The organism is Plantactinospora sp. BC1, assembly GCF_003030345.1.
Classification (GTDB): Bacteria; Actinomycetota; Actinomycetes; order Mycobacteriales; family Micromonosporaceae; genus Plantactinospora.
Genome location: NZ_CP028158.1, coordinates 1,014,291 through 1,040,607, shown reverse-complemented (window position 1 = coordinate 1,040,607; position 26,317 = coordinate 1,014,291). Strand labels below are relative to the sequence as shown.

At 74.1% G+C, this 26,317-nt stretch carries 4 protein-coding genes; all 4 read left to right on the top strand.

Annotated elements, in window-relative coordinates; translation table 11 throughout:
* Window positions 1–22: 22 nt before the first annotated feature.
* The 4 genes from C6361_RS04295 to C6361_RS04280 are packed head-to-tail and all read left to right on the top strand — an operon-like array spanning window position 23 to window position 25,972.
* Complete coding sequence (locus C6361_RS04295) at window positions 23–5,356, top strand: non-ribosomal peptide synthetase (RefSeq protein ID WP_159079168.1); 5,334 nt, start codon at window positions 23–25, stop codon at window positions 5,354–5,356.
* 19 nt (window positions 5,357–5,375) lie between these two features.
* Window positions 5,376–13,379, top strand: coding sequence for a non-ribosomal peptide synthetase/type I polyketide synthase (locus C6361_RS04290; RefSeq protein ID WP_159079167.1), 8,004 nt, complete (start codon window positions 5,376–5,378; stop codon window positions 13,377–13,379).
* 3 nt (window positions 13,380–13,382) lie between these two features.
* Window positions 13,383–18,020: a non-ribosomal peptide synthetase gene (locus C6361_RS04285; protein ID WP_107266829.1), complete on the top strand. Its 4,638-nt coding sequence runs from the start codon at window positions 13,383–13,385 to the stop codon at window positions 18,018–18,020.
* Entirely contained in the window at window positions 18,017–25,972 is a 7,956-nt protein-coding gene (locus C6361_RS04280; protein WP_107266828.1) for an amino acid adenylation domain-containing protein, read from the top strand. Before C6361_RS04285 ends, C6361_RS04280 begins: the two co-directional genes overlap by 4 nt.
* The last annotated feature ends 345 nt before the right edge of the window (window positions 25,973–26,317 follow it).

The window sequence follows — 26,317 nt, the reverse complement described above, 5'->3', positions numbered from 1 at the left end:
GGACGACCGGGAGGAAGGCAACGTGACGGACGTACCAGCCCAGCATCGATCGACGCTTGCCGATGTGTTGCGCTGGCGCTCGGAGGAGCAGCCGGAGCGCCTCGCCTTCGCGTTCCTCGGCGACGAGCCGGACGCCGAGGTGCGCTGGGACTACCGGACACTCGACTCGCGGGCCCGTGCCGTCGCCGCCGCCCTGCGCGACCGGTGCGTCCCCGGCGACCGGGCGCTGCTGCTGCACCCGCCCGGCCCGGAATACGTCGCGGCCCTCTTCGGCTGCTGGTACGCCGGCATCGTCGCCGTTCCGGCCTACCCGCCACGGGCCGGCACCCGCACCGAACGACTGGTCGCGATCGCCGACGACGCCCGACCGGCCGTGGCGCTGACCACCGCCGCGCTCGGCGACGCCGTCTCGACCAACTGGAGCGGCGCGACGATCGCCACCGACACGCTGACCGAACCGGCCGGCGAGCCCGAATCCGGCCCGGCCGACGGATCGACGGCCGCGCTGTTGCAGTACACCTCCGGCTCCACGGCCGCGCCCAAGGGCGTCCTGCTCAGCCACGACAACCTCACCGCCAACTCCACGCACATCCAGCGCTCCTTCGCCAGCGGACCGGAGAGCCACGCCGTGGTGTGGCTGCCGCCGTACCACGACATGGGGCTGATCGGCGGGCTCCTCCAGCCGGTCTGGGCCGGCTTCCCGGCCACCCTGATGGCACCGACCGCCTTCCTGCGCCAGCCGCTGCGCTGGCTACGCGCCATCAGCGACACCCGCGCCGACTGCAGCGGCGGCCCCAATTTCGGGTACGAGATGGCGCTGCGCCGGGTCCGCCCGGAGCAGCTCGCCGAGCTGGACCTGAGCGCCTGGCGGGTCGCGTTCAGCGGCGCCGAGCCGGTGCGGGCCGACACCCTGCGCCGGTTCGCCGAATACTTCGCCCCGTGCGGGTTCCGCGAGGACGCCTTCTACCCCTGCTACGGGCTCGCCGAGGCGACCCTGCTCGTCACCGGTGCCCCGGCGGGCCGGCCGCCGGTCAGCGCCCGGTTCGACCGGGACGCCCTCGCCGAGGGCAGGGCCGTAGCCTCCACCGCCGGCACCGAAATCGTCGGGTGTGGACGGTCCATGCCCGGCCAGTCGGTCCGGGTGGTGGATCCGCAGACCGCCGAGGCCGTGCCGGACGGGCGGGTCGGCGAGATCTGGGTCAGTGGGCCGAGCGTGGCACAGGGGTACTGGGACCGGCCGGCGGAGACCGCGCGGACGTTCGCCGCCCGGCTGGCCGGCGACCCGGACGAACGCTCCTGGCTGCGCACCGGCGACCTGGGTTTCCTGCGCGACGGCGAACTCTTCGTCACCGGCCGGCTCAAGGACCTCGTCATCCTGCGCGGCCGCAACCACTACCCGCAGGACATCGAGGCGACCGCCCAGCGGGCCGACCCGGTGCTCCGCCCCGACTGCGGCGCCGCGTTCGGGGTGCCGGTCGACGGCGAGGAGCGGCTGGTCGTCGTCCAGGAGGTGGAACGCGGCCAGACCGTCGACCACGCCGCCGTCACGGCCGCCATCCGCACCCGGGTCGCGGCCGAGCACGACGTCGTGCCGTACGCGGTGCTGCTGACCCGGCCGGCCACCATCCCGCGTACCACGAGCGGCAAGGTACGGCGGGAGCGCTGCCGCGAGCTCTACCTGGCCGGGGAACTCGTCGGGCTCGCCCACGACGTCCTGGAACCCGCCCCGGACGGGGAGGTCGACGAACCCGCCACGGTGACACCGGCCGACCTCGCCGCCGCCGACCCGCACACCCGACGGCGGATCGTCACCGAGCTGGTCCGGCTCGGCGCCGCCCGGGTGGCCCGGCAGCCGGCGGAGGGGTTCGACACCGCCCGGCCACTCGTCTCGTACGGCATCGACTCGGTGAGCGCGGTCGGGCTCCAGCACCGGATCGAGACGGCCACCGGGGTACCGGTCGCCGTCGGCACCCTGCTCGGCGGCGGCAGCGCCGACGACCTCGTCGACGAGGTCCTCACCGGGCTCGCCGCCGCGGCCCGACCCGCCGCCGAACCAGGCACCGGCGGCGGCCCGGACGGCGAGCCCACGCCCAACCAGCGGGCACTGTGGACGTTGCAGCGGATCCTGCCCGACTCGACCGCGAACAACCTCGGCTGCGCGGTACGGGTCACCGGCACCTTGGACGTCTCAGCCCTGCACCGTGCACTGCGGGACCTCGTCGAGCGGCACGACGCCCTGCGCACCAGCTATCCGTCCCGGAGCGGCGTGCCGGTCGCGGTGGTGCACGAGGCGGTCGACGGCTGGTTCGGACACGTCGACGTCACCGGTCTGAGCAGCGCCGCGCTGCTCCAGCGGTGCGCCGACGAGGCCGACCGGCCCTTCGACCTGGCGCGCGGGCCGCTGCTGCGGGTACGGCTCTACACCGGGGCCGGCGACCCGCTGCTGCTGCTGGCCGCACACCACATCTGCCTGGACCTGTGGTCGGCCGAACTGCTCCTGACCGAACTCGGCGAGCGGTACCGTGCCGCTCTCGGTGGACAGGGCGCGACGGACCGGCCGCCCGCACCGCCGTACGCCGGGTACGCCGCCCGGCACCTCCGCGCGGTCACCGGGCCGGGGGCCGAGCCGGCGCGGTCGTACTGGACCCGGCGGCTGGCCGGCGCACCGCCGCGTACCGTGCTGCCCGCCCCCGGCATCCGTCCGCCGGTCCGGCGGTTCCGGGGAGCGACCCGGCACAGCGACCTCCCCGGCGATCTGGTCGACGGGCTACGCGCCCTCGCGGCGGCCGAGGGGACGACGCTCTTCACCCTGCTGCTGGCCGCCTACACGGCCCTGATCCACCGTTACAGCGGCGCGTCTGACCTGGTCGTCGGCACCCCGGCCGGTGCCCGGGTCCGGCCCGGCGACGCCGACGTGGTGGGCTACGTGTCGAATCTGCTGCCGCTGCGCAGCACCGTCTCCGGCGAACCGTCGTTCCGTACCCTGCTCGGCCAGGTCCGTCGAGAGCTGCTGGCCGCCCTGGAGCGTCAGGAGTACCCGTTCGCGTTCGTCGCCGACGCGCTCGGCGGCACCCACGACCTGAGCCACGCGCCGGTGTTCCAGACCATGTTCGCCGTCGCCGCCGCCCACCCCGGTGGCGATGCCGCGCTGGCCGGCCTCGTCCTCGGCATCCCCGGCCAGCACGGCCGGCTCGGCCCGCTCGAGGTCGACGCGGTGCCGCTGCCCCGGGTGGCCACCCCGTTCGAACTGACGCTGACCGTCGCCGAGACCCCGACCGGGGCGGTCGCCTCCTGGACCTACGACACCGACCGGTACGACGCCGACACCGTCGAACGGTTCGCCGAGGGGTACGGCGCCCTGCTCGCCGCCGTCGTCGCCGACCCGGACCAGCCCGTCTCGCGGGCACCGCTGATGTCGGCGGCGTCGCGGGAGTGGCTCCTGTCGGTGCTGACCGGTGACCGGGCTGCCGGTGCTGATGCCGGTGGATCCGTGCTTGAGCGGTTGGTGCGGGTGGCGGGTTCGAGCGGGGACGCGGTGGCGTTGTCGGACGACTCCGGTGTGTCGGTGACGTTCGCCGAGGTGGCGGAGTTGGCGGGTCGGTTGGCGGGGGTGTTGCGTTCGGCGGGGGTGGTGCGGGAGTCGCCCGTCGGGGTGTGTGTGCCGCGTGGGGTGGATCTGCCGGTGGTGGTGCTCGCGGTGTGGTGGGCGGGTGGGGTGTACGTGCCGTTGGATCCGTCGTTACCGGCTGGGCGGTTGGCGGAGATGGCGGGTGCGGCGGGTGTTTCGGTGCTGGTGTCCGGTGTGGACGGTGCGGTGCCGGACTTTACGGGTCGGGTGGTGGATGTGTCCGGGGGTGTGGCTGGGGTTGTGGGTGACGGGGTGGTGGCGCCGGTGGGTCCGGTGGTGGGGCAGGGGGCGTTTGTGGTGTTCACGTCGGGGTCGACGGGGCGGCCGAAGGGTGTGGTGGTGGAGCACGGGCAGTTGTGGAATCGGTTGGTGTGGATGTGGGAGGGGTTTGGTTTTGGGGTGGGGGAGGTGGTGTGTCAGAAGACGAGTGTGGGTTTTGTGGATTCGGTGTGGGAGTTGGTGGGTGGGTTGTTGGCGGGGGTGCGGTCGGTGGTGGTCTCGGACGAGGTCTCCCGGGACCCGGTACGACTCGTCGAGGTGCTCGCCCGCGAGCGGGTGACCCGGCTGCTGCTGGTGCCGTCGCTGCTGCGCTCCATCCTGGACGCGGTGCCGGACCTGGGTGCCCGGTTGCCGGAGCTGCGGATGTGGGTGAGCAGTGGTGAGGCGTTGCCGTGGTCGTTGTGGCACCGCTTCCAGACCGCGATGCCGCACGCCCGGCTGGTCAACCTCTACGGCTCCTCCGAGGCATGGGACACCGCCTGCTGCACCGAGCCCGGATCCGCACCGGTGGCGGCGTCGGTGCCGATCGGTCGGCCGATTCGGGGTGTGCGGGTGTATGTGCTGGATGGGGTGGGGGAGTTGGTGCCGGTCGGTGTGCCGGGAGAGTTGTGGGTGGGCGGTGCGGCGGTGTCGCGGGGTTATCTGGGTGAGCCGGGGTTGACGGCGGAGCGTTTTCGGCCGGATCCGTTCGGGGTGGTGGGTGGGCGGATGTATCGGACCGGGGATTTGGCGTGTGTGTTGCCGGATGGGCAGGTGCAGTTCCTGGGCCGGGTGGATCATCAGGTGAAGGTTCGTGGTGTGCGGGTGGAGCCGGCCGAGGTGGAGGCGGCCCTCGAACGCCATCCCGAGGTACGGACCAGCGTGGTGGTCAGCCATCCCGACGCGGCCGGGCGGGACCGGCTGGTGGCGTACGTGGTGCCGGCGGGGGAGCGCCGGCCGACCGTCACCGCGCTGCGGGCGTACCTGCACGAACGGCTGCCCGACGCGTTCGTGCCGTCCACCTTCGTGCACCTCGCCGAGCTGCCCCGCAACGCCAGCGGCAAGGTCGACCGGCCCGCGCTCCCGCCGCCCACCGGCGAGCGGCCGCACCTCGACGGCGCCTTCGTCGCCCCGCGCTCCGTGGTCGAGCGCCGGCTCAGCGAGATCTGGGCGGAGGTGCTCGGCGTGGACCGGGTCGGCGTGCAGGACAACTTCTTCGACCTCGGCGGCACCTCGCTGACCCTGGTCGAGGTGCACGAACGGATCGTCGCGGCGTTCGACGTCGACATGCCGGTGGTCCGGCTCTTCCAGAACCCGACGATCCAGGCCCTCGTCGCCCACCTGGACGGCGGGGCGGCCGAGGGAGCCGACCGGCTGCGCCGTGGCGCCGAGGACGCGGCGCGGCGCCGTCGGGCCCTGGCCGGGGGCCGCGCCCGCACCGCCCGCGCCGCCGGAACCGAACCGCAGTGAGCCGACCGCAGGGGGTCTCGTGAACGACACCGACATCGCCATCGTCGGCATGGCCATCCGCTGCCCCGGGGCGGCGGATCTCGACCAGTTCTGGTCCAACCTCCGCGCCGGGGTCGAGTCGGTGAGCTTCTTCGGCGCGGAGGAGCTGGAGCCGCCGTCGTACTTGCCGGTGGACCAGAGCGCCGAAGGGTTCGTACCGGCCGCCGGTGTCCTCGACGGCGCCGACCTCTTCGACGCGGAGTTCTTCGGCGTCTCGGCGTCCGAGGCCGAACTCATGGACCCGCAGCACCGGCTCTTCCTCCAGTGCGTCTGGGAGGCGATGGAGGACACCGGCCACGACCTGACCCGGGGCGACCTGACGGTGGCCCTGTACGCCGGCTCCACCGCCAGCACGTACGGCCTCTCGGTGCTGCGCGGCGCCACCTCGGCGGTGCGCGCCTACCAGGGGGTGATCGGCACCGACAAGGACTACCTGCCCACCCGGGTCTCCTACAAGCTCAACCTGACCGGTGAGAGCGTCGCGGTGCAGACCGCCTGCTCCACCTCGCTGGTCGCGGTGCACCTGGCCTGCCAGAGCATCCTGAGCGGGCAGTCCGAGGTGGCCATCGCGGGCGGTGTCGCCGTGCAGACCCGGCAGCGGACCGGGTACGTCTTCAACCCGAACGCGATCTTCTCGCCGGACGGGCACACCCGGACGTTCGACCGGGACGCCCACGGCACCGTCTTCGGCAACGGGCTCGGTGCTGTCGTCCTGCGGCCGCTGCCGGACGCGATCCGCGACGGCGACCGGGTGTACGCGGTCATCAAGGGCACCTCGGTGAACAACGACGCCGCCACGAAGGTCAGCTACACGGCGCCGAGCGTCGACGCCCAGGCCGCCGTGGTGGCCGGCGCGCTGGCCTTCGCCGACGTCCCCGCCGACACGGTCGGGTACGTCGAGGCGCACGGTACCGGCACCGAACTCGGCGACCCGATCGAGGTGGCCGCGCTCACCCAGGCGTTCCGGCGTACCACCGACCAGCGCGGCTTCTGCGCGCTCGGCTCGGTGAAGACGAACATCGGTCACCTGGACGCGGCCGCCGGGGTGGCCGGGCTCATCAAGACGGCCCTGGCGCTCTGGCACCGGGAGATCCCGCCCAGCCTGAACTTCAGCACGCCCAACCCGCGCATCGACTTCGCCGGCAGCCCGTTCTACGTCAACACCGAACTGCGGGAGTGGCCGGCCCGGGAGTTCCCCCGCCGGGCCGGCGTCAGCTCGCTCGGCATCGGCGGCACCAACGCACACGTGGTGCTGGAGGAGGCGCCGGTCGCCGCGCCCGCACCGGTCCCCGGAACGCCCCCGCGTCCGGCGCACCTGCTGACGCTGTCGGCGAAGAGCGCCGAGGCGCTGCGTACCCTCGCCGACCGGCACCGGGCCCACCTCGCCGCGCACCCGGACCTGCCCGTCGCGGACTACTGCTACACCGCGAACGACGGGCGTGCCGCCCTTCCACACCGGCTGGCCGTCGTCGGGGACTCGGCCGGCGCGCTCGCCGGGGCGCTCACCCGCCATCTCGGCGGCACCGGACGCCGGCCCGGCGTCGCGGTCGGACACGCCCCGCGTCGTCCGGCGACCGCCTTCCTCTTCACCGGGCAGGGGCGGCTGCACCCCGGTGCCGGTGCCGGCCTGCGCGACACCGAACCGGCCTTCCGGGCCGCCTTCGACGAGGTGGACGAGGCGCTCCGCCCGCATCTCGACGAGCCGGCGCACCGGTATCTCGACCCGGCGCACCCCGCCTCGGCCCAGCTCGCCGACACCCGGATCGCCCAGCCGATCCTCTTCGCGCTGGAATACGCGCTGGCCCGCACCTGGCTGCGCTGGGGGCTGCGCCCGGAGGCGGTGCTCGGGCACAGCCTCGGCGAGTACGCCGCCGCCTGCGTTGCCGGCGCCGTGAGCCTGCCCGACGCTGCGCGGCTGGTGGCCGAACGCGGACGGCTCACCGCCGAGGCCGTGACGGGCGGGCTGATGGTGGCGGTCCTCGCCGAGGAGCGCGACGTCACCCCGCTGCTCGGCCCCGGTGCCGGCGGCATAGCGGTGGCGGCGGTCAACGGTCCACGGCACACCGTCGTCTCCGGCGACCGCGTCGCGGTCGAGGAGTTCGCCGAACGCTGCGCCGCCGCCGGCCTGCCGGTCCGGCCGCTGCCCGGCGCGGTGCCGTTCCACTCGCCGCTGATGGACCCGATCCTCCCCGCCCTGCGGGAAAGCGCCGCGACCGCCCGGTTCACCGAACCGCGCATCCCGATGGTCTCCGGCCGCACCGGACGGTTCGTCGGCGGCGCCGACGAGCTGGAGCCCGGGTACTGGGCTGCGCAGGCCCGGCAGCCGGTGCTCTTCGCCGCCGGGGTCGGCGCGCTGGTCGAGCACGGTGTCGAGGTCTTCCTGGAGATCGGCCCCCATCCCACCCTCGCCCCGCTGGGCCGGCGGATCGCGCCCGATCCCGGGTTGACCTGGCTGTCGTCGCTGGACGCCGAGCGCGACCCGACGCAGACCATGCTCGCGGCGCTCGGCGGCGCCTACGTCGCCGGGGTGCCGGTCGACTGGCGGGCGTTCGACGGCCACCGGCAGCCCCGCCGGGTGACGGTGCCGAAATACCCGTTCGCGCCGAAGCGGTACTGGCTGCCCGAACCGGAGGCCGCCCGGCCGACCGCCCCGCCGACCGCCCCGCCGGCCGTACCCGGCACCCGAGAGCCGGACTCGACCGCGCGAGGGCCGGAGTCGACCGCGCCGGAGTTGGCGCCGACCGCCCGAGAGCCGGAGTCGGCGGCGGTACCGGCCGTGCCGGATCCGGTACCGGCCGCCGTGCCGGAAGGCGTCGCAGCGCACGACGTACTGGCCCGGTTGCGGGACCTGACGGCGCGGCTGCTGCGGGTGAGTCCCGAGCGGGTCGACCCGGGCGCGTCGCTGCTGGAGATCGGACTCGACTCGCTGGTCCTGATCGAGGCGGCCCAGGTGATCGAGTCGACCTTCGGGGTACGGCTCACCGTCCGCCAGTTGCTCTCCGAGCTGACCACGCTGGAGGCGGTCGCCGGGCATGTCGCGGCGGAGTACGACCCGGCCCGGCACGCACCGCCGCCGGCATCCGAGGCGGCTCCGGCGCGGGCGGCGGGGGCGACGCCAGCGGCGACCGCCGGGGCGGGGGAGGCGGAACCGGAGGCGGTGCCGGGCGCCGAGCCCTTCGTACCGTTCCGGCCCATCGTCGTGCGGCGGACCGGCGCGACCTCCGGCAGCCCGCGCGCCCTCGCCAACCTGATCACCGAATACACCCGGCGGACCGCCGGCTCGCGACGGCTCGCCGCGACCCACCGCCCGGTGCTGGCCGACAACGACAACCGGGTCATGTCGGACTTCCGCATGGCGATCAAGGAGATGGTCTATCCCATCGCGGCGGAACGGTCCGCCGGCACCCGGCTCTGGGACGTCGACGGCAACGAGTACGTCGACGTGATGATGGGGTACGGCTCGAACCTGTTCGGCCACTCGCCGCCGTTCGTCACCGAGGCGATCCGCGAGCAGCTCGATCGCGGTGTGCACATCGGGGTGCAGTCCGATCGGGCCGGCGAGGTCGCCAGGCTGCTGGCCGGGCTGACCGGGGCGGCCCGGGTGGCGTTCTGCAACTCCGGCAGCGAGGCCGTGATGATGGCGCTGCGGCTGGCCCGCGCCGCGACCGGCCGGACCAGGGTGGCGATGTTCGCCGGCTCCTACCACGGGATCTACGACGGCACACTGGGCAGCATGCGGCGGCTGCGGCCCGACCTGCCGCCCGCGCCGGTCGCCCCCGGCATCCCGCAACGCATGGTCGACGACCTGATCATCCTGCCGTACGCCGACGAGGCGGCCTTGCGGACGCTACGTGCCCAGGGTGACGACCTCGCCGCCGTACTCGTGGAGCCGGTGCAGAGCCGCCGGCCGGACATCCAACCGGGATGGTTCCTGCGGGAACTGCGGGAACTGACCACCGGATCGGGAGCGGCGCTGGTCTTCGACGAGATCGTCACCGGGCTGCGGACCCGCCCGGGCGGCGCGCAGGAGTGGTTCGGGGTACGCGCCGACCTCGCCACCTACGGCAAGGTGCTCGGCGGCGGCCTGCCGATCGGCGCCGTCGCGGGTGACGCGCGGTTCCTCGACGCGGTCGACGGCGGCACCTGGTCGTACGGCGACGACTCCTTCCCGTCGGCCGAGACGACGTTCTTCGCCGGCACCTTCTGCAAGCACCCGCTCGCGATGGCCGCCGCCTCCGCCGTGCTCGCCGAGCTGACCCGGCGGGGGCCGGAGCTGCACGACGCGCTCAACCGGCGCACCGCCGAGATGGTCGAACGGCTCAACGACTTCTTCGCCGAGGAGGCGGTGCCGATCCGGGTGGCGCACTTCGGATCGCTCTTCCGATTCTTTTCCACACAGGACATCCACCTGCTCTACTACCACCTGGTCCTGCGCGGTGTGCACGCCCGGGAGGGGCACAACGCCTTCCTCTCCGCCGTGCACACCGACGAGGACGTCGACCGGATCGTGCACGCGGTCCGCGAGGGCGTCACCGCGATGCGCGCGGCCGGGCTGCTGCCCGCCGGGGAGGGGCCGGTGCTGCACACCCCGGCGGCACCGTCCGGGAGACCGGCCAGGGAGGACCGGGTATCCGCCCCGGCCGCCGTCGGCGCGGACGAGCGCTCGCACCCGCCGGGCGGCATGCGCGCGGACGATCCGACCTGTCCGCTGACCGCCGCGCAGCGTCAACTGTGGACGGTCGCGCAGTTCGATCCGCAGGCCTCGGTGGCGTACCACCAGACCAGCGTCCTGCGACTCCACGGCGACCTGGACCTCGACGCGCTGCGCGGCGCGGTCCGGGCGGTGGTGGCCCGGCACGAGGCGCTGCGTACCGTCTTCGACGACGACCAGGCCCGCTGGCAGCGGGTGCTGCCGGCGGTCGAGGTGGACGTGCCGCTGGTGCCGGTGCCGGCCGAGCGCGGTGCGGACGTGCCCGCCTGGCTGGCCGAGCGGGAGCGCCGCCCCTTCGACCTGGCCGCCGGGCCGCTGATCCGGTTCGCCGTCGCACCCTCCGGGCCGGACGAGCACCTGCTCGCGCTGACCGTGCACCACATCGTCGCCGACGGCTGGTCGGTCGGCCTGCTGCTCCAGGAGATCGGTGCCGCCTACACGGCGCGGCGGCGCGGTCAGGCGTGGCAGCCGCCGCCGGCACGGCCGTTCCGGGCGTACGTGACCGAACTGGCCGAGCGCCTGACCGGGCCGGACGCCGCCGCGACCGAGCGGTACTGGCTGGACCGGATGGCCGGCCCGCCGCCGGAGCTGGACCTGCCGACCGACCGGCCCCGCCCGGCAGCTCGGACGATGCGCGGTGCCCGGTACACCACCACCCTGGACACCGGCCTGGTCAACCGGTTGCGCGCGGTCGGGGCGCCGGGCGGGTCGACGCTGCTCATGGTGCTGCTCAGCGCGTACCAGGTGCTGCTGCACCGGCTGACCGGCCAGCCCGACGTGGTGGTCGGGGTACCGGTCAACGGGCGCGGTGCGGCGGGCGCGGAGACGACCGTCGGGCACTGCGTGGACGTACTGCCGATCCGGGCCACGGTCGACGCCGACCAGCCGTTCACGGCGCTGCTGCGCCAGGTCAGCGACCACCTGCTCGACGCGTACGAGCGTCAGGACCACCCCTCCGGGCTGCTCGCCGAGCGGCTGGGTGTGCGGGTCGACCCGGCCCGTACGCCACTGTTCCGCACGGTCTTCAACCTCGACCGGACGGTACGCCCACCGGACCTCGCCGGCCTGCGGGTCGAGGAGGTGGAGCTGCCGGTCGCGCACGCCCAGTTCGACCTCGGGGTGAACGGGGTGGAGTCCGGCGACGGCTGGCGCCTGGACTTCGACTACAGCACCGACGTGCTCGACGAGGCGACCGTGGCGAGATGGGCCGGCCACCTGGTGACGCTGCTGCGGGCGGTGGCCGAGGACCCGGGGACGCCGGTGGGCCGGCTGCCGCTGGAGTCCGGGACGGAGTGGGCCCGGACGCTGGCCCGGTGGAACGCCACCGACACGCCGTACCCGCGCGACCGCACCCTGCCCGAACTCTTCGCCGCCCAGGTGGCCCGGACCCCCGAGGCGGTCTGTCTCGTCGACGGCGAGCGCGTGCTGACGTACCGGGAACTCGACCGCCGGACCTCGGCGCTGGCCGCACATCTGGTCCGGCGCGGCGTGCGGACCGGTCAGGTGGTCGGCGTCTGCCTGCCGCGCGGCGTGGACGCGGTCGTCGCGGTCCTGGCCACCCTCCGGGCCGGCGCGGCCTACCTGCCGCTCGATCCGGCGCAGGGCCCGGAGCGGCTCGGCGCGGTGCTCGCCGACAGCGGCAGCCGGCTGGTCGTCACCCACCCGGCGTCGGCCCCACCGGACCTGCCGGTCCCGGTGCTGGACGTCTCGACGGCCGACTCCGAGACCGAGTCCGGGTCCGAGACGGAGTCCGGGAACGAGTCCGAGACGGAGGCCGAGACCGACCGGGACCCGGCCGAGGCGGCCGGCAGCCCGGTCGGCCCGGAGGACGCCGCGTTCGTCATCTACACCTCCGGCTCCACCGGCCGCCCCAAGGGGGTGCTGGGCACCCACCGCGCGGTGGTCAACCGGCTGCACTGGTCCTGGCACACCCAGCCGTACGAGCCGGGCGAGGTGTGCTGCCAGAAGACCGCCATGACCTTCGTGGACTCGGTGGCGGAGCTGTTCGGGCCGCTGCTCGGCGGGGTGCCCCTGGTGGTACTGCCGGCGGAGGTCACCGGCGACCCAGCCCGGCTGGTAAGGGCGCTCGCCGCGCACCGGGTCAGCCGGATCGTCCTGGTGCCGTCCCTGCTCCGGGTCGTGCTGCACATCCTGGAGGCGACCGGTGAGCGGCTGCCGGCGCTGCGGCGCTGGACCGTCAGCGGCGAGACGCTCACCGCCGACCTGGTGGCCCACTTCCGGCGGCTGCTGCCGGACGCGACGCTGCTCAACCTCTACGGGACGACCGAGGTGATGGGGGACGCCACCGGCTACCAGACCGGCGTCGAGACCGGGCCGGTGCCGATCGGCCGCCCGCTGGCCAACACCCGGGTGCAGGTGCTGGACCGGGCCGGGCAGCGGGTCCCGGTCGGGGTGGTGGGCGAGCTGTACGTCGGGGGCGACGGGCTGGCCCGTGGCTACCTGAACGCCCCGGACCGGACCGCCGAACGCTTCGTCCCGGACCCGTTCGGCCCGCCCGGCGCCCGGCTGTACCGCACCGGCGACCTGGCCCGCTGGCGGGTCGACGGCCAGCTGGAGTACGTCGGCCGCACCGACCACCAGGTGAAGATCGACGGCGTACGGGTGGAGCCGGCCGAGGCCGAGAGCGCGCTGCACGCCCACCCGGCGGTACGGGCCGGCGCCGTCATCGCCCGGCGCACCGCCCCGGGCGGGCACACCCTGGTCGCCTTCGTCGAGCCGCACCCCGGCGCCGACCCGGCCGGGATCGTCGACTTCCTCCGCGCCCGCCTCCCCGGCTACCTGGTGCCGGCGGCCGTCGTACCGGTGCCCGCGCTGCCGCTCACCACCAGCGGCAAGGTGGACCGCGCCCGGCTGCACCGGTTCGAGGTGCCGGAACCCGGCGGCGACCTCGTGCCGCCGCGTACGCCGGTCGAGGAGGCGCTGCACGACATCTGGCTCGACGTGCTGGGCCGGCGGCGGGTCAGCGTCGACGCGAACTTCTTCGACCTCGGCGCCACCTCCCTGAACCTGATGCAGGTGGTGGCACGGATCCGGACCGTCCTCGGTGTCGAGGTCCCCGTACGGGACCTGTTCACCGCCGCCACCCTCGCCGGGATGGCGGAGGCGGTGGAGTCCGCCCTGCTGGCCGGGGCCGCCCGCGACGACGGCGTGGCGGAGCTGCTGGCGCAGCTGGAGCGGATGACCGACGAGGAGGCCGAACGCGAGCTGAACGGGTCCGCCTCGGCGCGGACGAGTCAAGAGGGGACGAGCTGAACGATGAGCGAGTCACAGGACCACCGCCTGCGGGCCGACGCCCTGTCGCCGGCCAAGCGTGCGCTGCTGATGCGCGCCCTGGCCGAGCGGGCCGCCACCGCCGACGGCATCCCCCGGCACCCGGAGCGGCGCAGCGGGCCGATGTCGTTCGCCCAGCAACGCATCTGGTTCATGCACCAGTACGCCCCGGAGAGCCCGGCCCTCAACGACCACGTGGCGCTTCGCATGCACGGCCGGCTGGACGTCGACACGCTGACCCGCGCACTGCGCGACGTCGTCGCCCGGCACGACGTGCTGCGTACCGGCTTCCACCCGGTCGACGGCGTACCGACCCAGACCGTCGCCGACCCGCCCCCGGTCGAGATACCGGTCCGCCCGGTGCCGGGGACCGGCCCGGCCGACCGCGAGGCGGCCGCGCTGCGGATCGCCCGCGAGCACGTGCGGCGCCCGTTCGACATCGCGCGCCCGCCGCTGCTGCGCCCGCTGCTGCTGGCGATCGACCCCGAGGACCACCTCTTCGTACTCGCGATGCACCAGGTCGCGCTGGACGGCTGGTCGCTCGGGGTGCTCACCCGGGAGATCGTGGAGCTGTACCGGGCGTACCGCACCGGGGCGGCGGCAGAGCTGCCGGAGCTGCCGATCCAGTACCTCGACTTCGCCCGGTGGCAGCGCGCGAACACCGACCGGCACGCCGGAGACCTCGACTACTGGCGGCGCCAGCTCGACGGGGCGCCACCGCTGCTGGAGCTGCCGACCGACCGGCCCCGCGCGGCCGACGCCCGTGGCGACGGCGACGTGCACCGCTTCACCGTCCCGGCACCCCTCCTCGACGCCGTGGACAGCCTGGCCGAGCAGACCGGGACGAGCCGGTTCATGGTGCTGCTCGCCGTCTTCGAGGTGCTGCTCGCCCGGCACAGCGGCGAGAGCGACATCTGCGTCGGCGTCCCCGTCGCCAACCGGAACCGCCCGGAGACGGAGAACCTGATCGGCTTCTTCGTCAACACCCTCGTGCTGCGGCTGCGAACCGGCGGCGCGACCAGCTTCCGGGAGGTGCTGGACCGGGTACGCCAGACCGCGCTGGACGCCTTCGGGCACCAGGACCTGCCGTTCGAGCGGCTCGTCGAGGAGCTGCAACCCGAGCGGGACCTGCGGCAGACGCCGCTGTTCCAGGTGATGTTCGTCCTGCAGAACGTTCCGCGCCCCGAGGTCGAGCTGCCCGGCCTCACCGTCCGGCCGGCGCCGCTGCACAACGGCACCGCCAAGTACGACCTCACGCTGGAGCTGTTTCCCGCGTCGGACGGGCTGCTCGGGCTCCTGGAGTACAGCACCGAGCTGTTCGACCGGGACCGCGTCGCGCGGATGTCGGCGCACTACCTGACGCTGCTGCGGGCGGTCGTCGACGACCCCGGTGCGGACGTCGCACGGATACCGCTGCTGACCGGGGACGACTACCGCCGGACCGTGCTGGAGTGGAACGACACCGCCGTACCGGAGGAGTGGCCGGGCTGCGTGCACCACCTCGTCGAGCGGCAGGCGGCCCGTACCCCGGACGCGGTCGCGGTGCGCTGCGGCGCCGACGAGTCGACGTACGCCGGACTGAACGCCCGGGCCAACCGGATCGCCCACGCGCTGCTGCGCCGGGGCACCGGCCGGGGTGACATCGTCGCGGTGCTGGCCCGACGCGGCGTCGACTACCTCGCGCTGCTGCTCGGCATCCTCAAGACCGGCGCCGCCTACCTGCCGATCGAGCCGGACGCGCCCGCCGAGCGCCTGGCCGACCTGGTCCGGCGCAGCCGCTCCCGGACCGTGGTCGCCGGCATCCGGCCGGACGACCTCCGCACGGCGCTCGACACCGCACCGCCCGGCGGATCCGACGACGACGCGCCGCCACGGATCGTACCCCTGACCGAACTGACCGAAGTGGACGGTGAAGCCGGCGACGAGGCCGACCCGGCACCGCGCGGCGGCCCCGGCGACCTCGCCTACGTGCTCTACACGTCCGGCTCCACCGGCGTGCCGAAGGGCGCGATGGTGGAGCACGCCGGCATGCTCAACCACGTCACCGCCAAGCTGGACGACTGCGGGGTGACCGCCGGTGACGTGGTGGCGCAGAACGGCCCCCAGTCGTTCGACGTCTCGGTCTGGCAGTTCCTCGCCCCGCTGGTGCGCGGCGCGGCGGTCGAGGTCTTCACCGACGAGGTGGCTCAGGAGCCGGCCCGGCTGCTGGCCGAGGTGGCCCGGACCGGTGTCACCGTGCTCCAGGTCGTGCCGGCGGTGCTGCGTGGCATGGTCACCGAGGCCGCCGCGCTCGGCGCCGCCCGTCCGGCCCTGGACCGGCTCCGCTGGATGGTGCCGACCGGCGACGCGTTGCAGGCCGACCTGTGCCGGGAGTGGTTCGGGCTCTATCCGCACGTCCCGGTGCTCAACACGTACGGCTCGACCGAGTGCTCCGACGACCAGTGCCACCTGGCGATCACCGGTCCGGATCAGCTCGCCGGCCCGGCCGTGGTCGCCATCGGCACCCCGATCCGGAACATGCGCGCCTACGTCCTCGACCGGTACGGCGCGCCGCAGCCGGTCGGCCTCCCCGGCGAACTGCACATCGGCGGGATCGGGGTGGGGCGCGGCTACCTCGACGACCCGGTACGCACCGCCGAGGTGTTCGTGCCCGACCCGTTCTCCGCGCTGCCCGGCGCCCGGCTCTACCGCACCCGGGACCTGGTACGGCAGCGGCCGGACGGCGTCATCGACTTCCTCGGCCGCACCGACCACGTGGTCAAGGTACGCGGCCACCGGATCGAACCGGGCGAGGTGGAGGCGGCCCTGAACGCACACCCGCGGGTCCACGAGAGCGTGGTGGTGGCCCGTGCCGAGGCGGGCGGTGAGAAGCGGCTCGTCGCCTACCTGGTGCCGGCCGGTGACGCGGCGCCGGACGGCACCGGTGACGGCGAGCGGGTCGCCGGTTGGCGCGGCGTCTTCGACGAGGTGTACGGCCAGGACACCGACGACACCGGGCTGAGCCGGCGGGTCTGGACCAGCAGTTACACCCGTCGGCCGCTGCCGGACGCGGAGATCGCCGAGTGTGTCGCGGACACCGTCGGACGGATCCGGGCGCTCCGGCCACGGCGGATCCTGGAGCTGGGCTGCGGCACCGGCCTGCTGCTGCGCCGACTCGCGCCGCACTGCGACGCCTACCACGGCACCGACCTGTCGGCGGAGGCGGTGCGCCGGCTGCGCGCGGCGACGGCCGGTCAGCCGGGGATGCCGGAACTCGTCCTGCGGCACCAGGCCGCCGACGACTTCGCCGGCATCGCCCCGGGCGACTACGACGTGGTCGTGGTCAACGAGGTCGTGCAGTACTTTCCCGGCGTCGACTACCTGCGGCGGGTACTGGCGGGCGCGGCCCGCGCGGTCCGCCCCGGCGGTGCGGTCTTCGTCGGCGGGGTGCGCAGCCTCCCGCTGCTGCGCGCCTTCCACGCCTCCGTCGCGCTGGCCAACGCCGATCCACAGTCGACCGTCGGCGCGCTCACCCGGGAGGTGGACTGGGCCGTGCGGGCGGAGAAGGAGCTGGCGGTCGACCCGGAGTTCTTCACCGCCGTGCTGCCGGAACTGCCCGGGATCGGCGCCGTCGAGATCGAGCTGAAGGGCGGTCGCGGCGACAACGAGTTCACCCGGTTCCGCTACGACGTGACGCTGCGGGCCGCCGCACCGGCACCGGACGGACCGGTCCGGGTGGTCGGGTCGCCGGCCGGATTCCGCGACGCCCTCGCCGTCGGCGACGGTGCCACCGTGCTGCTGTCCGGGGTGCGCAACGCGCGACTCGCCGAGCCGGCCGCGCTGCTGGACCTGCTGGCCGACGCCGACACCGACCCGGACACCCCGGTGCGGCAGCTGCGCGACCTGGTCGCCGCGCGGGCCGCCGAGTGGGACGGCGTCGACCCGGCGGACCTGGTGGAGCTGGCCGACAAGTACGAGCGGCGGGCGGTGGTCTCCTGGTCCGGTACCTCGCCGACCGCGTTCGACGTGGTGTGCCGTCCGGCGAACGCCGCGACCGGCCAGGAGCCGGTCCGCGCCACCCGGGCAGCGCTGCCGGCGTCCTGGGACCGGTTCGGCAACACCCCGATGTCCGGCGCCGCCGACGACCGGCTCGTCGAGGGGGTACGCGACCACCTCCGGCAGCGCCTCCCCGGTCACCTCGTACCCGACGCGTTCGTGGTGCTGGCGGCCCTGCCGCTCAACACCAGCGGGAAGGTCGACCGCAAGGCACTTCCGGCGCCGGGCCGGGCCAGCGAACGGCCGTACGTCCCGCCCTCCACCGAGACCGAGCGCGCCGTGGCGGAGATCTGGACGGCCGTGCTGGACGTCGAGCGGGTCGGCGCCGACGCCCGCTTCTTCGAACTCGGCGGGCATTCCCTGCTGGCCACCCAGGTGCAGTCGCGGGTCCGGGACCGGTTCGCCGTCGAACTGCCGCTGCGCAGCATGTTCGAGCACGACTCGGTGGCCGCGCTGGCCGCCGAGATCGACCGTCGCAGTGTCGCGTCGGTGGGCGGTGGAGCCGACCTGGCGGGGCTCGTCACCGAGGTGGAGGGGCTCAGCGACGCCGAGGTGGAACGGATGCTGGAAGAACGGGGACTGGCGTGACGGAACTGTCGAGCCGGATCGACGGGCTCTCGCCACGGCGGCGGGCCCTGCTGGAGCAGTTGCGGCGGGAGCGGTCGGACGCGGTCCGCCGCCGTCCCGAGGGTACGGTGGCGCCGCTCTCCTCGGCGCAGCAGCGCATGTGGTTCCTCGACCAGTACGACGCCGGCAGTGCCGTCTACAACGTCTACGTCGTCGTACGGCTCTCCGGCCGTCTCGACCGTGACGCCCTCGCCGAGGCGGTCAGCGGGGTGGCCCGGCGGCACGAGATCCTGCGCACCGTCTACCCGTCCCGGGACGGCCGGGCCGAACAGGTGGTGCTGGCCGCCGCACCGGTGCCGCTGCCGGTACGCGACCTGACCGGCCGGCCCGCCGCCGAGCGTTACGAGGCCGCCCTCGCCGAGGCCGTGGCGGAGGCGCGGGTGCCCTTCGACCTGCGCAACGGGCCCCTGCTGCGGGCCGCCCTGCTCCGGATCGACGCCGACGACCACCTCTTCGTCCTCACCATGCACCACATCGCGGCGGACGGCTGGTCGATGGGGGTGCTGGTCCAGGAGGTGGCGACCGGCTACGCCAGCGCGGTCGCCGGGGAGACCGTCGCGCTGCCCGAACCACCCATCCAGTACGCCGACTACGCGCAATGGCAGCGGGACCGGCTCGGCAGCGGCGCGCTGGAGGCCGGACTCGCGTACTGGCGGGAGCGGCTGACCGGCGTGACGGCCCCGGTCGAGCTGCCCGCCGACCGGTCCCGCCCACCGGTGCGCGGTGACCGGGGGCGGCGACACCTCTTCTCCCTCGACCCCGAGCTGGTCGCGCAGGTGCGGCGGCTGTGCCGGGCGCACGACGTCACCCTCTTCATGGCGCTGCTGGCCGCCTTCACCGCCCTGCTGGTGCGCTACACCGGCCGGGCCGACGTCCCGGTCGGCACGCCGATCGCCAACCGCACCCGGCCCGAGTTCGAGGGCCTGATCGGCTTCTTCGTCAACACCCTGGTCCTGCGCACCGAACTGGACGGCAACCCCACCTTCCGGGAGATCCTGCACCGGGTCCGGGAGGTCACCCTCGGCGCCTACGAGCATCAGGAGGTCCCGTTCGAGCGGCTCGTCGAGGAGCTGCGACCGGACCGGGACCCCGGCCACACGCCGCTGTTCCAGGTGATGTTCGTGCTCCAGAACGCGCCGCTGCCGCCGGTGACCGTGCCGGGGCTCACGATGGGCGTGGTCGACGTGCACAACGACACCGCCAAGTTCGACCTGACGCTGGTGATGACCGAGCTGGGCGACCGGGTCGAGGGGTGGCTGGAGTACGCCACCGACCTTTTCGACGACGCCACCGCGCAGCGGATCGCCGGGCACTACCGGACCCTGCTGGCCGGCGCCGTCGCGGCACCTGAGCGCCGGCTCTGGGAGCTGCCGGTCCTCGACGCCGACACGCGACGGCGGATGGTCCGGGAGTGGAACCGCACCGGCACGCCGCCGTCGACGGTCACCGCCGTGCACCAGCGGATCGCCGCACTCGCCGCCGCCGAGCCGGACCGGATCGCCGTGGTCGGCGCGGAGCTGCGGCTGCGCTACCGGGAACTGGACCGCCGCGCGAACGCGCTGGCGCACCGGTTGCGCGAGCGCGGCGTCGGCCCGGACGTGCCGGTCGGGGTCTGCCTGGAACGCTCGGTCGACCTGGTGCTGACCCTGCTCGCGGTGCACCGGGCCGGCGGCGCCTACCTGCCGCTGGACCCGGACCTGCCCCGGCAGCGGCTGGACTATCTGCTCGACGACGCCGGTGCGGCCGCCGTGGTCGCCCGGCCGGACCATCCGCTGGCCGCCACGGCGGCGGCGCTGGTGCTGCCGTACGGCTGGGCCGCGACCGCCCCCGAGGCGGACGCGCCGCCGGCCGGCGAGGTCACCGGCGACCACCTCGGGTACGTCATCTACACCTCCGGCACGACCGGGCAGCCGAAGGGGGTCGCCAGCACCCACCGGGGCATGGTCAACCGGCTGGAGTGGATGGCGGCTGAATACCCGCTCACCGGCGCGGACCGGATCCTCCAGAAGACACCGGCCAGCTTCGACGTCTCGGTCTGGGAGTTCTTCTGGCCGCTGATGGCCGGTGCCGGGATCGTCGTCGCCCGACCCGGCGGGCACCGCGACCCGGGCTACCTGGCCGAACTCATCGTCGCCGAACGGGTCACCGTCGTCCACTTCGTACCGTCGATGCTGCGGGCCTTCCTCGACCATCCCGGCGCCGCCCGCTGCACCGGCCTGCGGCACGTGGTGTGCAGCGGCGAGGCACTCGCGCCGGACCTGGTGGCCCGGTTCTACGAGGTGCTGCCCGACAGCCGGCTGCACAACCTCTACGGCCCGACCGAGGCGTCCATCGACGTCACCGCCTGGGCGTGCCGTCCCGAGGACTCCGCCGGTACGGTGCCGATCGGCCGGCCCATCGCCAACACCCGGACGTACGTGCTCGACCCGTGGCTCAACCCGGTACCGGTCGGCGTTCCGGGTGAGCTGTACCTGGCCGGTACCGGGCTGGCCCGGGGCTACCTGAACCGGCCGGCGCTGACGGCGGAGCGGTTCGTGCCCGACCCCTTCGGCACCGAACCGGGCGGCCGGCTGTACCGCACCGGCGACCGGGCCCGCTACCGTCCCGACGGCGCGATCGAGTACCTGGACCGGATGGACCGGCAGGTGAAGATCCGTGGGTTGCGGGTGGAGCCGGGCGAGATCGAGGCGGCCCTGCACACCCATCCGTCGATCGCCCGGGCGGCCGTCGTCGCCCGGACCGAGCCGGCCGCACCGGCCCGGCTGGTCGGGTACGTCGTCGCCGCCGGCCTCCCGCCGTCCGTCGCCGACCTCCGCGGCCACCTGCTCGACCGGCTGCCCGAACACATGGTGCCGGCGACCTTCGTCTTCCTGGAGAGCCTGCCGCTGACCCGGAGCGGCAAGGTCGACCGGGCGGCACTGCCGGAGCCGGACGACACCCGCCCGGAGATCGGCGAGTTCGTCGCGCCCGCCGGCCCGGTCGAGGAGGCGCTGGCCCGCATCTGGTCCGATCTGCTCCGGCTCGACCGGGTCGGCGCCGGGGACAGCTTCTTCGCGCTCGGCGGTGACTCGATCCGCAGCATCCAGATGCTGTCCCGGGCCCGTGAGGAGGCCGGGCTGGACCTGTCGCTGCGGCAGGTGTTCGCGGAGCCGACGATCCGGGCGCTGGCCCGCGCCGGCCGGCCGGGGGCGGAACGGGGGCCGGTGACCGCTGCCGGGGAGCCGTTCGCGCTGCTGGCCGAGGCGGACCGCGGACGGCTGCCGGAGGACGTCGTCGACGCGTACCCGCTCTCGGTTCTGCAGCACGGCATGATCTTCGACAACGAGTACCGGTCGGACTTCTCCATCTACCACGACGTCTTCGGCTTCCACCTGCGCGGACCGTTCGACGCCGCCGCCCTCGACACGGCGGTGGCCCGGCTCGTCGCCCGGCACCCGGTGCTGCGTACCTCGATCGACCTCGCCGGCTACGCCGAGCCGCTCCAACTCGTCTGGCGCCAGGGGCGGGTACCGGTGCGGGTGGCGGACCTGCGCGGCCTGGACCCGGCGGCGCAGCGGGAGCGGATCGCCGCCTGGACCGACGCGGAGAAGGTACGGCCGTTCGACTGGACGGTGCCGGCGCTGCTCCGCGCCCAGGTGCACCGGCTCGGCGACGACGAGTTCTGGTTCTCGCTGAGCTGCTCCAACACCATCCTCGACGGCTGGAGCGTCTCCACGCTGCTGACCGAGCTGTTCCGGGCCTACGACGCGGAGCTGACCGGGGCGACGGCAGCCGAGCCGTCCGCGCCGCGCAGCACCTTCCGCGACTTCGTCGCCGCCGAGCGGGCCTGCCTGGACGACGAGGAGACCCGGCGGTTCTGGCGGGAGCGGCTCGCCGACGCGGTCGCCACCCCGCTACCGCGCTGGCCCCGGCCGGCGGACGCGCTCGCCGGCCCGGACGGGGGTCGTCGCCAGCGACGTGTGCGGGCGGTGCCGGTGGACGAGCCGGTCGAGACCGGCCTGCGGCGGCTCGCGCGCGGCACCGGCGTCCCGCTGAAGAGCGTCCTGGTGGCCGCCCATCTCAAGGTGGTCGCCGTGCTGGCCGGCCACGACCGGGCCGTCACCGGCATGGTCACCAACGGCCGGCTGGAGGAACCGGACGCGGATCGGGTGCTCGGGCTCTTCCTCAACGTGGTTCCGCTCGTCGCCGACCTCTCCGGCGGCGACTGGACCGCCGTCGTGCGCCAGGTCTTCGACACCGAACGCGCGCTGCTGCCGCACCGGCGCTACCCGGCCACCCGGCTGCGTCCGGCCGTCGGTCAGGAATGGTTCGAGACCGCGGTCAACTTCGTCAACTTCCACGTGTACGACGCGCTCGGTGACCTCGGCGCCCTCGAACTCCTCGACGTGGACACCTTCGACGACACGAACTTTCCGCTCTGGACGGAGTTCAGCGTCAATCCCCGCTCCGGTCGAATCGAGCTGGAACTCTCCTACGACGCCGCTGTACTCGCCGACGAGCAGGTCGGTGCCATCGGCGGCTACTACGCCGCCGTGCTCGCCGCGATGGCCGCCGACCCGTCGAGCCGTCCCGACCGGGTCGACCTGCTCCCGGCGGCGTCGCGGGAGTGGTTGCTCTCAGAGGTGGCCGGTGACCGGGCTGCCGACGTGGTTGCCGAGGGTTCGGTCTTCGAGCGGTTGACGGCGGTGGTGGAGTCCTCTGGTCCTGCCGTGGCGTTGTCGGACGACTCCGGTGTGTCGGTGACGTTTGCCGAGGTGGCGGAGTTGGTGGGTCGGTTGGCGGCGGTGTTGCGTTCGGCGGGGGTGGTGCGGGAGTCGGCCGTCGGGGTGTGTGTGTCGCGTGGGGTGGATTTGCCGGTGGTGGTGCTCGCGGTGTGGTGGGCGGGTGGGGTGTATGTGCCGTTGGATCCGTCGTTGCCGGCTGGGCGGTTGGCGGAGATGGCGGAGACCGCCGGTGTCTCGGTGCTGGTGTCTGCTGTGGAGGGGTCGGGCGTGCCGGGGTTCGCGGGTCCGGTGATCGACGTGTCCGGGGGCGTGGCTGCGCTGGTGTCGGGTTCGGCGGTGCGGGGTTCGGCGGTTGGGGGTTCGGTGGTGGCGGCGGTGGGTCCGGTGGTGGGGCAGGGGGCGTTCGTGGTGTTCACGTCGGGGTCGACGGGGCGGCCGAAGGGTGTGGTGGTGGAGCACGGGCAGTTGTGGAATCGGTTGGTGTGGATGTGGGAGGGGTTTGGTTTTGGGGTGGGGGAGGTGGTGTGTCAGAAGACGAGTGTGGGTTTTGTGGATTCGGTGTGGGAGTTGGTGGGTGGGTTGTTGGCGGGGGTGCGGTCGGTGGTGGTCTCGGACGAGGTCCCCCGGGATCCGCTGCGCCTGGTGGAGGTGTTGGGGCGGGAGCGGGTGACGCGTCTCTGGTTGGTGCCGTCACTGTTGCGCGCGGCCCTGGACGCGGTACCGGATCTCGGAGCCCGGTTGCCGGAGCTGCGGATGTGGGTGAGCAGTGGTGAGGCGTTGCCGTGGTCGTTGTGGCACCGCTTCCAGACCGCGATGCCGCACGCCCGGCTCTTCAACCTCTACGGCACCTCGGAGATCTGGGACGCGACCTGGCACGACCCGTACGCGAGCCCGGTCTCGCCGGTGGCGGCGTCGGTGCCGATCGGTCGGCCGATTCGGGGTGTGCGGGTGTATGTGCTGGATGGGGTGGGTGGGTTGGTGCCGGTGGGTGTGCCGGGGGAGTTGTGGGTGGGTGGGGTGGGGGTGTCGCGGGGTTATCTGGGTGAGCCGGTGTTGACGGCGGAGCGTTTTCGGCCTGATCCGTTCGGGCCGGTGGGGGCTCGGATGTATCGGACCGGGGATCTGGCGTGTGTGTTGCCGGATGGGCAGGTGCAGTTTCTGGGTCGGGTGGATCATCAGGTGAAGGTTCGTGGTGTGCGGGTGGAGCCGGCCGAGGTGGAGGCGGTCCTCGAACGCCACCCCGAGGTGCGCCAGGCCGTCGTCGTCGCCCGGGACACCGGCACCGACGAGCCGTACCTCGCGGCATATCTGCTCCCGGAGCGCGGCCGTACCCTCGACCCGACCGAGGTGCGGCACACCGTCGCCGCCGACCTGCCGGCCCAGCTCCGACCCGCCCGGGTCGCCGTACTCACCGAGTTGCCGCTGACCAGCAGCGGCAAGGTCGACCGGCTGGCGCTGCCCGAGATAGCGGCCGACGCGAACCCGGGCGGCCCGTACACCCCGCCGCGCGACGCGGTCGAGTCCACCCTCGCCGCCGTCTGGGCCGAGGTGCTCGGGCGCGACCGGATCGGCGTCGACGACAACTTCTTCGACCTCGGCGGGGACTCGCTGCGCGCCGTCCGGATCGTGGCGCGCAGCCGGCACCGGCTCGGCGTCGACGTACCGGTGGCGGCGGTCTTCCAGGCGCCGACAGTCGCCCAGCTCCGCCGGTGGATCGCCGACTCGGCGACACCGGCGGCGCCGGTACCGCAGCAACCGGAGGACACCGGCCCGGCGCCGCTCTCCTTCGCCCAGCAGCGGCTCTGGTTCCTGCACCAGGCCGATCCGGGCAGCGCCGCCTACAACGTGCACTTCGCCGTACGGATCCGTGGGCCGCTGGACGTGGCCGCCCTCCGGCACGCCGTCCGGGAGGTGATCCGCCGGCACGAGCCGCTGCGCACCACGTTCGCCGTGCTCGACGGCGTACCGGCGCAGGTCGTGCGGCCGGCGCCGGACGACCCGCTGACCGTCGCCGTGGTCCCCGTCGGTGCCGAGGCTGACCTGCGGGCGGCGGTACACGAGGAGATCCACCGCCCCTTCGACCTGGACCGGGGGCCGGTCGTGCGTGCCACGCTGCTGCGCACCGCACCGGACGAGCACGTCGCGCTCCTCGTCCTGCACCACGTGGCCTGCGACGCCTGGTCGATGCCGGTGCTGTTGCGGGAGCTGGCGGCGCTCTACACGGCGGCCCGCTCGGGACGGCCCGACCCGCTCGGCCCGCCACCGGTGCCGTACCGGGAGCACGCCCGCCGGCAGCGGGTGGCGTACTCCGGTGACCGCCTCGCGGCCCGGCTCGACTATTGGCGGGAGCGCCTCGCCGACGCCCCGGACACCGCCGACCGGCTGATCGACCGGCCCCGACCGGCCCACCCGGGGTACGCGGGTGGTACCGAGTCGACCACGCTGGCCCGGCCGCTGGGTGCCGGCGTCCGCGACCTGGCCACGGCGAGCCGGGCCACCGTCTTCATGTGCCTGCTGGCCTCGTTCGCGGTCGTGTTGCACGCCCGCACCGGGGCGGAGGACGTCCTGATCGGCACCGACCTCGCCGGCCGGGACGACCCGGGGCTGGACGGCCTGGTCGGCTTCTTCGTCAACCAGATTCCGGTGCGTACCGACCTGTCCGGTGACCCCACCTTCCGGGAACTGCTCGGCCGGGTACGCGACGACTTCCTCCGCGACCAGGCCCGGGAGGTACCGTTCGACCGGCTGGTCGAGGCGGTCGGCGGGGAGCGGGACCTCTCCCGGGCGCCGGTCTTCCAACTCAAGCTGGTGCACCACGACGTGCCGGACGACCTGTTCAGCCTGCCCGATCTGCGGGTGACCGAGCTGCCGGTGCACCGCGACACGACCCAGCTCGACCTCAACCTCCGGGTCACCGGCTCCGGCGACGAGCTGCGGCTCTCCGCCGAGTACGACACCGATCTGTTCCGCGGCGGCACGGTGCGGGCGATTCTCGCCGAGGTCACCGCCGTCCTCCGGGCGGTGACCGCCGATCCGGGGACCCGGCTGGCGACGCTGCGCGCCGCCGTGGCGGGCGCGGCGGAGCAGCATCGGGCCGGCGAGCGGCGGGAGCTGCGGGCGGTGAGCGCTACCCGGCTGCGGCAGGCGCGGCGTCGGGCACTGCCGGCACCTGATCCGGGCGCCGGGTGAGGCGTTCGAGTGTTCATCCTGGGCGGTCGATCATCCGATCGGCTGGTCAGCGCGCCGGCCCCGCCGGCACCCCGCACGCCGGTCGCGCCCCGGTCGCGCCCGCCGCTCGGGCGTCCCGGCGGTCGGGCGTTCCGGCGGTCGGGCGTCCCGCGCCTCCGGTTGCGGGTGGCTGCGGTGGGGCGTGTGCGCGTGCCGGTGTGGTCCGAAAAGGACGGTCGTGGGACTGCGCCGATCCTCTTTGCCGATCGACGGGTTGGCACTAGCATTCCCCATTAGTGGTGATAAATAGCCGCCCGATATCTCTGTCGATGCGCGGCGCGGTGTGCCACACAGTTTCCGTCGTAC